This is a genomic window from Mycolicibacterium vinylchloridicum (assembly GCF_013404075.1).
Lineage (GTDB): Bacteria > Actinomycetota > Actinomycetes > Mycobacteriales > Mycobacteriaceae > Mycobacterium > Mycobacterium vinylchloridicum.
Map to the genome: position 1 here is coordinate 31,404 of NZ_JACBJQ010000023.1, position 12,069 is coordinate 43,472.

The 12,069-nt window shown below is 67.1% G+C and carries 12 protein-coding genes; 1 reads left to right on the forward strand and 11 read right to left on the reverse strand.

What is annotated here, in order from left to right; genetic code table 11:
* Both HPC46_RS19595 and HPC46_RS34720 read right to left on the reverse strand, forming a co-directional pair.
* Positions 1-1,200, reverse strand: coding sequence for an ROK family transcriptional regulator (locus HPC46_RS19595; protein WP_325096707.1), 1,200 nt, complete (start codon positions 1,198-1,200; stop codon positions 1-3).
* Between the two features lie 217 nt (positions 1,201-1,417).
* A complete protein-coding gene (locus HPC46_RS34720; protein ID WP_218894403.1) occupies positions 1,418-1,723 on the reverse strand; it encodes a hypothetical protein in 306 nt (101 codons plus the stop codon).
* Between the two features lie 22 nt (positions 1,724-1,745).
* Between HPC46_RS34720 and HPC46_RS19600 the strand changes: the two genes are divergently transcribed.
* The gene (locus HPC46_RS19600) at positions 1,746-3,752 is read left to right on the forward strand and encodes a cadherin-like domain-containing protein (RefSeq protein ID WP_325096708.1); all 2,007 of its coding nucleotides are present in this window, start codon (positions 1,746-1,748) and stop codon (positions 3,750-3,752) included.
* A 17-nt stretch (positions 3,753-3,769) separates the two neighbouring features.
* On the opposite strand, the gene HPC46_RS19605 is transcribed toward HPC46_RS19600, so the two are convergent.
* Genes HPC46_RS19605 through HPC46_RS19645 form a run of 9 tightly spaced genes read right to left on the reverse strand, consistent with a single transcriptional unit; the run spans position 3,770 to position 12,053 of the window.
* On the reverse strand, positions 3,770-4,216 hold the full coding sequence (locus HPC46_RS19605) for a DUF5709 domain-containing protein (protein ID WP_179472916.1): 447 nt from the start codon (positions 4,214-4,216) through the stop codon (positions 3,770-3,772).
* A gap of 39 nt (positions 4,217-4,255) precedes the next feature.
* Complete coding sequence (locus tag HPC46_RS19610) at positions 4,256-5,218, reverse strand: 2-hydroxyacid dehydrogenase (protein ID WP_179472918.1); 963 nt, start codon at positions 5,216-5,218, stop codon at positions 4,256-4,258.
* Position 5,219: 1 nt separating this feature from the next.
* On the reverse strand, positions 5,220-6,563 hold the full coding sequence (locus tag HPC46_RS19615) for an enolase C-terminal domain-like protein (RefSeq protein WP_179472921.1): 1,344 nt from the start codon (positions 6,561-6,563) through the stop codon (positions 5,220-5,222).
* 12 nt (positions 6,564-6,575) lie between these two features.
* Entirely contained in the window at positions 6,576-7,385 is an 810-nt protein-coding gene (locus HPC46_RS19620) for an IclR family transcriptional regulator (RefSeq protein ID WP_179472924.1), read from the reverse strand.
* A gap of 1 nt (position 7,386) precedes the next feature.
* Complete coding sequence (locus HPC46_RS19625) at positions 7,387-8,115, reverse strand: sulfite exporter TauE/SafE family protein (RefSeq protein WP_179472926.1); 729 nt, start codon at positions 8,113-8,115, stop codon at positions 7,387-7,389.
* On the reverse strand, positions 8,112-9,116 hold the full coding sequence (locus tag HPC46_RS19630; protein ID WP_179472928.1) for an ABC transporter ATP-binding protein: 1,005 nt from the start codon (positions 9,114-9,116) through the stop codon (positions 8,112-8,114). The genes HPC46_RS19625 and HPC46_RS19630 overlap by 4 nt, the downstream gene beginning before the upstream one ends.
* The gene (locus tag HPC46_RS19635) at positions 9,109-10,131 is read right to left on the reverse strand and encodes an ABC transporter ATP-binding protein (protein ID WP_179472930.1); all 1,023 of its coding nucleotides are present in this window, start codon (positions 10,129-10,131) and stop codon (positions 9,109-9,111) included. Before HPC46_RS19635 ends, HPC46_RS19630 begins: the two co-directional genes overlap by 8 nt.
* Positions 10,128-11,111, reverse strand: coding sequence for an ABC transporter permease (locus HPC46_RS19640; protein ID WP_179472932.1), 984 nt, complete (start codon positions 11,109-11,111; stop codon positions 10,128-10,130). The genes HPC46_RS19635 and HPC46_RS19640 overlap by 4 nt, the downstream gene beginning before the upstream one ends.
* 12 nt (positions 11,112-11,123) lie before the next feature.
* Positions 11,124-12,053, reverse strand: coding sequence for an ABC transporter permease (locus HPC46_RS19645; protein ID WP_179472934.1), 930 nt, complete (start codon positions 12,051-12,053; stop codon positions 11,124-11,126).
* Positions 12,054-12,069 lie beyond the last annotated feature (16 nt).

A 12,069-nucleotide genomic window follows, 5' to 3' on the forward strand; every position in this document is an offset into this window, starting at 1 on the left:
TCAGCCTTCTGCCGAATGCAGCATCCCCGCGATATCGGGGTCCAGTTGTTGCAGCGCGACGATCACCGAGATCGGCGCATCGCGGCCGATTTTCGACACGACGGTCGTGGTGCGGCCTTGGCGCTCCGGCGGGCGGAGTTCGTCGATGCGCGCCTGCAGGGCAGTGGCCAGCTCGTCGAACTCGACGATCAGCCCGGCGATGATGACCAACTCCGGATCGAGCAATGCCTCGATCATCATGGCGGTGTGCGCGACGCGGTCGATGACGTCGCGAATGATGTCTTGCGCCTGTTGATTTCGGGCAGTGTCCTGCCTCAGGGCGTCGATGTCGACGTCGTCGTAGGTCATCCCGACGGTCTGCGGTGCCGCGGCCTGCATTGCGTACATGGACATGTCGGCTTCCGCACAGCCGATTCGGCCGCAGCGGCACGAAGCGGTGCTGCCGTAGACGGGTACATGCCCGATGGCGCCGGCGACGCCCGTCGAGCCGGCGTACGGCCGTCCGTCGATGATCAGTCCGACACCCAGCCGGCCGCCGTGATCGAGGACTATTGCCGAGCGCGCCTCGCGCGCCTCACCCGCGATCGTCTCGGCCAGTGTGATCGCCTTGGTGGTGTCCTGTACTGCCACGGGCATCCCGAGATCGCGCGAAATGAGCTTGCCCAGTTCGACATTCGCCCATCCGAGCTCGTGGGTCTCGATGACCAGTCCGGTGGTGTCATCGACAAGTCCGGGGATGCAGATGCCGACCACAGAAGCGGGCTTACCGCCGGAGTCGGCCATCAACTTCTTGGCGAGTTTTGTGATCGAACGGATCACCGCCGTGGGGTCCCGGTCGCCCGTCGGTGTCTGGCCCTCGTGCGAGATGTTGCCGGTGGCGTCGGCGAGCACGACCCGGGCGCGGATTCCGTCGATCTGGATTCCGAGGACTCGGCGTGCCTGCGGGTTGCAGTCCAGGAGGATGCGCGGCCGGCCCCGTGCGCCGACGCCCTCGATGCGGGACTCCAGCTCGACCAGGGTGCCGTCCTCGATGAGGTCGGCCACGATCGTCGTGATCTGGGGCCGGGGCAGTCCGAGCCAGTCGGCCAGATCAGCCCTGGCCAGCGGGCCGGCGGTCCGCAGCAGGTGAACGACGCGCTGACGCAGCAGGAGGCGCGCGACCTGCCTGCTCTGCCTCGTCGAATCTGACGGTTTCAGCACAACCTCCTTGACGCCGACCGCGGCGCCCTGCTATTAAATTCGTCATACCAACTAAATCGTATTAAGTACGTCACATCAATTAAATCGGGAGACCTCCAATGAGTGCTGAACATCGAGCCGCCAAACCGCTGCCAAGCCCCCTGCGGGGCGCGGCCAAGGTCGGCGCATACGGAGGTATCGCGGTGGCCGCCTGGCTGGCCGGCTCGGTAGCCGCCGGTCACGGGGTCGCGTCAGCCGACGCGAGTGGCAGCTCGTCGGGTTCATCGGCTTCCTCCGCTGGTGGATCCGCGTCCGGCGGATCGTCGACGGCCCATGCCGGGCCGCGGTCCACCGGTACCGCCAAGGCTAGAGGCACCCGCGCGGCCAAGCCCGCTGCCACGGCGAAGTCGAACGGCTCAACGAGTTCGGCGGCCGCCACCGGCAGCGCCACGAACGCTGCTCCCACTGCTGCGAGCGCGGCGGCGTCGACGACCACGACGACTCCGGCCGGGCGGGGCGGCGGCCTGCGCGCCGCACTCGCCACTCCGCAATCGAGCGTGTCCGTGGTGCCGGCAGGCGTCACCGCCCAGGCAACGCCCAATCCGGTCGGGCTGCTCAATGCCGTCGTCACCTCGCTGCTCAACCCGTTCCTGAAGCCGCCGCCCCCCACCCCCGGACCCGTCGTGCCGCTGATCTGGTCGGCACTGGGTGCGGTGCGGCGGGACGTGTTCAACCAAGCGCCGACGATCGGCACACCCACCACGACGGTGCAGACGGGCCAGACGGTCACCGGGAACATCGGCGCGACCGACGCTGAAGGCGATGCGCTGAAGTACACCGTCACCGAGGGGCCCAAATACGGCACGGTGAGAATCGATCAGGCGACCGGCAATTTCACCTATACTCCCGACGACATCGATTACTCTGCGGCACAGGAAGATTCGTTCACGATCTCGGTCACCGACGGCAAGTTCAACGTGCTGATGCCGTTCAGCTCCCGGACCGCGACGGCCAGCAGCAGCCTGACGGTGCTCAGTCCCGAAGCGACACGGGTGATCCTCAATTTGCCGGACACGATCACCCATCCGGCGATTCCACGGTTCACCCCCGACGGCAAGACCCTCATGTTCTCGGCGACACCGGTCGCCGGTGGGCGAAGCGAGATCTACTCGATCAGCGCCGACGACACCGACGGGTCGACTGTCCAATGCATCACCTGCGGGGTGTCGACCAGCATCACCAACAATCTGAACAAGCCGGTCCCCACTGCCGACGGGTCAGGCCGCTTCGTCATGCAATCCGTCAACCCGGCGACCGGGTCTTACACCAACGTGGTGTACCAGCCCGGCACCGACACCGCGCCGGCCTCGCTGATCCCCATCATCACGCCACCGTCGGGATCCACCGCGATCGACAAGCAGCGTGAGATGCGGATCTCGCCCGACGGCAAGTATGTGTTGTTCAGTCAGATCCAGCTGGGGACAGGCAATCTCATCACCGCCATCCCGGTCGTCGGCAAGTTGGTTCTCGCGACCAATGCGACGACCGGAGCGCCGGAGTACCACATCGACGATGCCCGGGTGGTCTACCCGGTGGGCGAGGGCAAGCAGTGGACTCCCGACGGCAAGGGCGTGATCATCCTCGGCGGCCGCTACGAGTCGGGGAATGTCGACGACGTCGTCGTGGACCTGGCCACCGGCAATGTCACGCGACTGACCGGCAACCTCGACTACGACGAGGACGTCGACATGTCGCCCAATCAGCAGTGGATCGCGATCTGCAGCACCCGCGGGCTCGATGCCCTGACCCCGATGACCCGGATCGACCGGCCCGCGTTGTTGCCTGCCGATATCCAGGGTGCGGTGTACACGGCGTACGCGGGTGGACTCGCGACGGCCGACTACCCGAGCGGCACCGGAATCAACGTGTCCAACCAGGAGTGGCTGGTCGCGATCGATGATGATCTCAAGGGCGAGAACGGCATTCCGTTGTTCGTCACCGGTGACGGCTACGCCGCGCGCAGCATGCCGAGCTGGAACGCCGACGGAACCTCGGTCGCGTTCTGGGAGAGCAACATCAGCGACCCGTCGGACACCAGAATGGTCATCACCAACCTGAAGTACACGACCAGCGTCGGGACCGTGCAGGGTGACCTGGTCACGCCGAACGCCGACTGGGCGCCGGCTCTGAGCACCTACAAGTCGGGGGCGGCGCCGCTGCCTGCGGTCGGCGCGTACACCAGCCAGTACGGCGGCACCGCGTACGTCTCCGAAGCGCCCGATCCCACCACCGCGGGCAATACGGTGCGCACCGTGACGTACACCAACTACGTCAACAAGGAGGGCATGATCCTCAACGGCACCGAGTCGACCAGCGCGGGGGCCAGCCAGGCCTCGATCGTCTACAAGGCCAACATCATCGTCACCGGCGAGCACACCGGCTCGCTCACGGCCGACGCGACGATCAACAAGCTGACCCGGTCGATCACCGGCACGATCTCGTCCACGCTCGATGGCAACACCCAGGTCCTGCTCGACCCGACCAAGGTCATCAATGACCAGTTGAGCGCCTAGGCGAGCGGCGCCGGTGCTCAGTCCTCGTCGTCGATGACGTGCATGGCGGCCTCCTCCGCGGAGGCCGCCCCGCCGTCGATGCCGACGTCTTCGGCGAAGAGCTCGGGGTCGTCGTCTTCGCCGAAGCCCGCATCCGGTGCCACCAGCCGTCCCGACCGGGCCCGGCCGACCTCGTCGTCCTCGGGGTATTCCGAGTCGCCGTCGTCGGCGGCGCCGTTGAGCTCGTCGAGTACGTTGCCCAGCCGGGACACCGGGTCGGGCTCTTCCTCGGCCAGCAGCTCATCGAGGGTTTCCGGGCCAGGATGGTCCAGGTTCGTGCGGGCATACGGTCGTTCCGGCGGGGAGATTCCCTCGTCGAGGATGTCGTCGACGCCGCGGTCGATCAGGGTGTCCTCGGGCTGGAGCTGGTTGTCATCCTCGACGCTGTACTCGCCGGTGTCGCTGCTGTCGTCCCAGGTGCTCACGAAACCAGGATGTCACGATGTCGCGGCAACGCCACCCCGTTAGCGGGTGACCACGTTGTGCAGCGGCGCGCCCATCTGCAGCCGGGTGATGTTCGCGGTGATGTCCTCGATGCGGCCGATGAATGTATCGCGAGTGACACCCGACGAATGCGGCGTCATCAACAGGTTCGGCAGGTCCGCGAAGGGCAGATCTCCCGGGGCCGCCACCCCGTCGCCCGACGGATAGCGATACCAGACATCGATCGCCGCCGCGCGGATCACGCCACCGGCGAGTGCGTCAAAAAGCGCTTGCTGCTGCACCAGTGGACCGCGCCCGACGTTGACCAGCACTCCGTCGGGTCCCAGCGCCCGCAGTTGTGCGGCGCCGATCATGCCCTGGGTGCGCGAACTCAGCGGCGCCGAGACCACCGCAACGTCGCACTCGGTCAAGAGCCGAGTCAGCGAGTCGGTGCCGCCCGCCCAGGCCAGCCCGCAGTCCGGCACGCGACCCGAGTTCGTCACCGCCGCGCCGCTGCATCCAAAGGCGCGGAACAACTGCCAGGCGCTCTGGCCGATATGTCCGAACCCGACGAACCCGATCCGGGCCTCCCCGAGCGTGGGTGCCTGCGGAATCTTCCGGTCATACACCGATGTCGCCCACCGGTTATCGCGCAGCGCGCGATCCTGAACGAGGAAGCCCCGCCGCAGCATCACCGCGGCGGCGACGATGTATTCAGCCATGGACCGCTCGTGATGAAAAGTGTTGGCGACCAGCACCTCCGGTGGCAGCGCTTCGAAAGCCACCTTGTCGGTGCCGGCGCCGGCGACGTGAACCAGTTGCAGGCTTTCGGCGGCCCGTGCCATCGGCGCGGTGAACCGCCCGCCGACGAACACCTGCGCATCTCGCAAGTCCTCCGGGGCTACCTCCCCGACCCGCCACCGTACCTCGGTGCCGTCGGGCACCTGTGCTTCGAACCGGGATCGGTGCGGAATCAGGTTGGCGTCGTTGACCAGAACGTCCATGTCAGCCCCGCTGCAGTGCCGGGCGCTTGCTGTCGAAGGCCCAGTCGGGAATCAGATATTGCATGGCCACCGCGTCGTCGCGGCCGCCGAGTCCCTCGCGCTGGTAGAGCTCATGAGCGGCGGCGAGCGCGTCGTGATCGAGTTCGACGCCGAGGCCCGGCTTGTCCGGCACGGCGAGGTATCCGTCGACGATATCGAAGGGCTGCTTGGTGATTCGCTGTCCGTCCTGCCAGATCCAGTGCGTGTCGATCGCGGTGATGTCACCGGGTGCGGCGGCCGCGACATGGGTGAACATCGCCAGCGACACATCGAAGTGGTTGTTGGAGTGCGAGCCCCACGTCAGTCCCCAGGCATCGCAGAGCTGCGCGACCCGCACCGAACCCGCCATCGTCCAGAAGTGCGGATCGGCCAGGGGAATGTCGACGGCGCCGGCTTTGATGGCGTGCCCGAGTTCGCGCCAATCGGTGGCGATCATGTTCGTTGCCGTCGGCAGGCCCGTCGCCCGCTTGAACTCCGCCATCACCTCGCGACCCGAGAAGCCGCCTTCCGGGCCGACCGGGTCCTCAGCGTAGGCCAGCACATCCGTGAGCTCGCGGCATGTCTTTATCGCGTCGGCGAGAAGCCAACCCCCGTTGGGGTCCAATGTGATTCGCGCGTTCGGGAAGCGGTCGCCCAGGGCGATGACGGCCTTGGCCTCGTCGGCGGCGGGCAGGACGCCACCCTTGAGCTTGAAGTCCTGGAATCCGTAGCGGGCCTGTGCAGCTTCGGCGAGCCGGACGATGGCCTCGGGTGAGAGGGCCTCTTCGTGGCGCACGCGAAGCCAGTCGTCGGCGTCGGCGGCTTCGTCATCCGGTGACCGGTAGGCCAGATCCGTCTTGGCCCGCTCACCCACGAAGAACAGATACCCTAACGCCTGCACTCGATCTCGCTGCTGCCCCTCGCCCAGGAGCGCGGCGACGGGCACCCCGAGATGCTGGCCGAGCAGGTCCAGCATCGCCGATTCGACCGCGGTGACGGCGTGCACTGCCACCCGCAGGTCGAATGTCTGGGCACCGCGGCCGTCCGCGTCCCGGTCGGCAAAGGCCCGGCGCATGGCGGTCAGCACCGCATGATGGCCGCCGATGCTGCGACCGGTGACGATCTCGCGGGCATCGCACAGCGTGCGCCGGATCGGTTCGCCACCGGGAACCTCACCGACGCCGGTATTGCCCTCGGAATCGGTGAGAATCACGATATTTCGGGTGAAGTACGGGCCGTGGGCACCGCTGAGGTTCAGCAGCATGCTGTCATGGCCGGCGACGGGTACCACCGTCATGTCCCGCACGACGGGTACTGAAGGGGTCATGTCATCACTTCCTCATGAGGCGAACCACTTGTCGCCGTTGGCCAATGGGCGCACCACGCGGGAAACCTTGTCTCCCATGGTGCAGAGGGCATCGATGATCTCCCGCTCGCGGTCGGGGGTCAGCCGAGACACCGGAATCGAGGCGCTGATGGCGTCCTGCGGCGGTGTGCCGTAGCGCAGGGCGACCGCGAAGCACCGCACACCGAGTGTGTTCTCCTCGTCGTCGGTGGCGTATCCGCGGACCCGGACGGTGTCGAGGTCGGCGTCGAGCGCGGCGCGGTCGACGATCGTTTTGGCGGTCAGCGGCGCCAAGCCGGCGGAGACGTGCTGGTCGCGATCGACGCCGAACCTCTCGGCGAGCAGCGACTTGCCCAGAGCGGTGGCATACGCCGGCAGCCGCCGCCCCACCCGGCTGGCGGTGCGGGTGTACTGCTTGGATTCCCGGGTCGCGAGGTAGACCACATCGGTGCCGTCGAGGCGACCGAGGTGGAAGGTCTCGTCGAGGTCCTGTCGTAGATCGTCGAGGAACGGTGTGATCAACGGCAGATAGGGATCGCTGTCGAGGTAGCTGGTGCCGACCAGCAGGGCTCGAATCCCGATCGCGTACAGGGTGCCGGTCGGGTCCGAGCGCACCCATCCCTGAGCCACCAGCGTCCGCAGCAGGGCATGCGCGCTGCTGCGGGGCATCTCGAGTGCGTCGCTGATCTCGCGCAGCCGCGCCGGATCGTCGTGGCGCGCGGCCAGGTACTCCAACAGCTCGACGGTGCGCACCGCCGACTTCACCTTGCGCACTGCGAGATCGGGCGCCGATTCGTCGGACACCTCAGCCTCCCATCGTCAGAAGTTCACGGCCGATCAGCACCATGGCACCCAGGGCCGAGGCGCTGATTGCCAACCACCGCAACCGTTTCGGATCGAGGAGTCGGTTGAGGCCACGAGATAGCCCATAGCCGATCACCGCCGCCGGAATCAGGACGGCGAACGCCACCAGAGTGTGGCCGGTGATGGCGCCCGTCGCGGCCAGCACCGCCAGCGACATCAATGAACCCACCAGAAAGAAACCGCCCATGGTCCCGCGTAACCGTGCGCCCGCGTTGCGCTGCCACACCAGCGCCATCGGCGGGCCGCCGATGGCCGTCGCCGTCCCCAGCACGCCGGAGGCCGCGCCCGCCAGCACCACATTGCGTCTGCGCGGCAACGGAATCCAACCGAAGCTGGTCATCACGACACCGATCAACACGGCGGCGGCGAGCATGATCGCCAAGCCCCGCTCGGGCAGGCTCGCCAGCAGCAACGCGCCCGCGATGGTGCCGGGCACTCGGCCGGCCAGCGCCCATCCGGTGCCGTGCAGGTCGATCTCCTGACGCTCCTGCACGACGACCATCAGTGTGACCAACGTTGCCACCATGATCAGGGTGCCGGGAATGAGTCCGGGATCGACCAGAGCGACGACGGGAGCGGCGAGCATCCCGATGCCGAAACCGATGGATGCCTGCAGCGCAGACGCCACCACGACGGTCGCGGCGATAGCGGCAAATCCCCACGCGCTCATGCCGGCACAGATGTGAGCGTGGCCCCCTCGGACAGCAGGGGATGGTGGCACTCGGCGCTGTGTCCGGGGATGTGCGGGTCGGCCGCCGCGGGCGGGGCCTTCGTCGCGCAGATGTCGGTGGCCTTCCAGCAGCGGGTGCGGAACCGGCAGCCCGAGGGCGGGTTGAGCGGAGAGGGCACCTCGCCCTTGAGCAGGATGCGCTGATTGCGTTGTGCACCGTCCAGAGTCGGGGCCGCCGACATCAGTGCTGCCGTGTAGGGGTGGTTGGGCCGATCGAAAACCGGTTCGGTGGAGCCGGTTTCGATGATCCTTCCCAAATACATCACCGCAACGCGGTCGGCGACATGACGCACCACCGACAGGTCGTGCGAGATGAAGATGTAGGCGATCCCCAACTGCTGCTGCAGGTCGTTGAGTAGGTTCAGCACCTGCGCTTGCACGGAGAGGTCCAGCGCGGAGACCGGCTCGTCACAGATGATCACGTCGGGGTCCAGCGCCAGGGCACGGGCGATCCCGATGCGCTGGCGCTGCCCACCGGAGAACTCCTGCGGGTATTTGTCGGCCGCACCGGCGCCGAGCCCGACAAGGTCGAGTAGTCCTCGCACCCGGGTCTGGCGCTCTCGCCGATTGCGGTACATGCCCGGATGGCTGCGCCACGGCTCGGCGATGATGTCACCGGCCGACATGCGGGAGTTCAACGACGCGTAGGGATCCTGGAACACCATCTGCACTCGGCGGCGGAACTTCAGTAGGTCCTTGCCGCGCAGGCCGAACGGGTCGACGCCGTCGAATTGCACGCTTCCCGAATCCGGCTTCTCCAGCATCAGCAGGGTGCGGGCCAGAGTGGACTTCCCGCAGCCTGATTCGCCGACCAGGCCGAGTGTCTCGCCGCGTGCGAGATCCAGCGTGATCCCGTCCAGGGCGCACAGCTTCTTCTTGCCACCGCCTGCGACGTGAAACGACTTGCGAAGGTCGCGGACCGCGAGCATGGACTCAGACATTGGGCACCTCTTCGGGGAAGTGGCAGGCGGCGCTGCGGCCGGAGCCGACGGGCTTGAGGCTCGGACGGGTGGTGGCGCAAGTATCACTCGCCAACGGGCAGCGGGCCTGATATACGCAGCCTTCCGGGATGGCATGCAGGTCCGGTGGTGAGCCGCCGATGGACTTCAGTTGGTCACCGCGACGGGCGTTGACCGGAACGGAATTCAGCAGACCTTTGGTATAGGGGTGCCGCGGCTCGGCGAAAACATCTGCCACCCGGCCGGTCTCGACGATGTTGCCGGCGTACATCACCGCGACGCGGTCGGCCTCCTCGGCGACCAGGGCCAGGTCGTGGGTGATCAGCACGACCGCCATCCGGTATTCGGCGCGAAGATCCCGCAGCAGCGCCATGATCTGCGCCTGCACGGTGACGTCCAGCGCGGTGGTCGGCTCGTCGGCGATCAGCACACTCGGGTTGAGTGCGACCGCCATGGCGATCAGCAACCGCTGGCGCATACCGCCGGAGAACTGGTGCGGGTAGGAATTGAGCCGCGTCTCGGGCTGCGGGATACCTACGCGTGCCATCAATTCGATAGCTCTGCGTTTCGCTTCCGCGGCGCTCATGCCCTGGTGGATGCGGAACGGTTCGGCCAGCTGAGTGCCCACCGTATAGAGCGGATTGAGGGCGGTGAGCGCGTCCTGGAACACGATCGCGAGCTCGGTGCCGGCGATCCGGCGCCGGGTCTTGCGGTCGGCACCGAGCACGTCGGTGTCTTTCAGCATCGCGGTGCCGGCGACAATCTCGGCGACCGGCTCCAACAGCCCGACGAGCGCGGTCGCGGTCATCGACTTACCGCACCCGGATTCGCCCAGCAGCGCCAGGGTTTCGCCGCGGTGGGCATCGAACGAGACGGCGTTGACCGCGCGCACGGTGCCGGAGATGGTGCGGATGTCGACGGTCAGCCCATCGACCGACAGCACGGTGTCGGCGTCGTCGGTGTCGGCGGACAGGCGGTGGTCTACGGCTGCGGTCATGACAGGGCCTTCGTGGTCTTGGTGAACGAGGACAGGCGCTTCTGCGGAACGGTGAGTCGCCACCGCTGGGCGGGATCGGTGGCGATGCGGGCCCAGGCGGCCAGGATCGTGGCGGACACGGTGGTGATCACGATGGCGACACCGGGGAAGAACGACAGCCACCACGCACTGTGCAGATAGGTGCGGCCCTGGGCGACCATCAGGCCCCAGCTGACCTCTGGTGGCTGAATGCCGATGCCCAGGAAGCTCAGTGACGATTCGGCGAGCATGACGTAGCAGAAGTCCAGCGTCGCGACCGTCAGCAGGGTCGGCAGCACGACCGGCAGCACGTGGCGGCCGATGATCGAATGCGCGCTGGCGCCGAAGGTGCGGGCGGCGTCCACGAACAGCCGGCTCTGCAGCTCGGCGGATTCCGCCCGTGCGGTGCGCAGGTACACCGGGATGCGGGTGATAGCAAGCACCAGAACGATATTCGCCGCGCTGGGGGAGAACACGTACAGCACGACGACCGCCAACAGCAGCGACGGGAAGCTCATGATCACGTCGGCGATCCGCATGGCGACGGTCTCCCGCCAGCCCCGGTAGTAACCGGCCCACATGCCGATGGCGGATCCGGCGACCGCCGAGATGAGCACCGCGGGGATGGCCACCGACAGGGTGGTGCGGCAGGCGACCACCAGGCGGGCGAGCATGCTGCGGCCCAGCGGATCGGTGCCGAGCACGCCGGCCCACCCGTGTGCCAGCGTGAACGGCGGCTGGTTGGAGTTGTCCAGATTGATGTGGGTGGCCAGGTTGCCGACGAGCATCGGGCCGAACACGGCGGTCAGGACCACCACTCCGAGGACGACGGCCGCGGCGGCGGCCACTCGGTCGTTGACCAGCAGGCGAAGCCACATGGAGCGCTTGCGGTTGTTCTCACCGCCTTCGCCGACGATTGCCGTTGTCGGCTTGACCGGAACCAGATCGATTTGGGTGCTCATGGTTTCGTGCTCCTAGACGGTGACTGGTTCGCGGACGCGCGCGTCGAGCAGCGCATAGCAGGCGTCGATGAGGATGTTGAGGGCGAAGATGCTCAGTGCGGTCAGCAGTACCGCGGCTTGCAGGACTGCGAAGTCGCGCTGCAGGATCGCGTCGATCATCAGCTTGCCGATACCGGGCCAGCCGAAGATCGCCTCGACGACCACCGCGCCGTTGATCAGGCCGACGGCCAGGTCGCCGGCGACGGTCAGCGCGGGTGCGGCCGCGTTGCGCAGTGCGTGGTGGGTGACGACCCGCAGGTCGCTGGCTCCCTTGCTGCGGGCCAGCCGCACATAGGGTGCTGATAGTGCGGAAACCATTGCGCCGCGGACCACCTGGGTGAGTACGCCGAGCGGCCGGATCATCAGGGTCGCGACCGGCAGGATCCAGGACAGGATGCCGCTGTCCACGCCCGAGGTGGGCAGCACACCGAGAATCACGGCGAACAACCAGACGCCGGTGATGGCGAACCAGAAATCGGGGATGCTCGCCGCCGTCATCGACAGCAGGCTGGAGAATCGGTCGGCCAGGGAGTTCGGCCGGTAGGCGGCCCAGCAGCCGATGATCACCGCGAGCAGGATCGACAGCAGCATGGTGGTGAACGCCAACTGCAGAGTGGCCGGGAAAGCGCGGAGCGCCATCGTCGACGCCGATTCACCGGTCCGCAGCGATGTGCCGAAGTCCAGGTGTAGAACACCTTTGAAGTAGTCGCCTAGCTGAGTGAGCACCGGCTGGTCGAACCCGTTCTTGGCCGCGAAGGCGGCGCGTTGGTCGGCGGTGGCCGACTCGGGCAAATACAGGCTGGTGGGATCGCCGGTGAGGCGGGCCAGCAGGAAGACACCGAGCAGCACGATGATCAGCGGTAGTGCGCTGGTGTACATCCGGCGCCGGACGAAAGCGAACATGGGCTGGACCTTCCCT

Excerpts from the sequence above, each read along its gene's own strand:
- HPC46_RS19625 (WP_179472926.1), bottom strand. The coding sequence starts at position 8,115 with ATGAGCGCGTGGGGATTTGCCGCTATCGCCGCGACCGTCGTGGTGGCG.
- HPC46_RS19610 (WP_179472918.1), bottom strand. The coding sequence starts at position 5,218 with ATGGACGTTCTGGTCAACGACGCCAACCTGATTCCGCACCGATCCCGG.
- HPC46_RS19615 (WP_179472921.1), bottom strand. The coding sequence starts at position 6,563 with ATGACCCCTTCAGTACCCGTCGTGCGGGACATGACGGTGGTACCCGTC.
- HPC46_RS19645 (WP_179472934.1), bottom strand. The coding sequence starts at position 12,053 with ATGTTCGCTTTCGTCCGGCGCCGGATGTACACCAGCGCACTACCGCTG.
- HPC46_RS19640 (WP_179472932.1), bottom strand. The coding sequence starts at position 11,111 with ATGAGCACCCAAATCGATCTGGTTCCGGTCAAGCCGACAACGGCAATC.
- HPC46_RS19635 (WP_179472930.1), bottom strand. The coding sequence starts at position 10,131 with ATGACCGCAGCCGTAGACCACCGCCTGTCCGCCGACACCGACGACGCC.
- HPC46_RS19630 (WP_179472928.1), bottom strand. The coding sequence starts at position 9,116 with ATGTCTGAGTCCATGCTCGCGGTCCGCGACCTTCGCAAGTCGTTTCAC.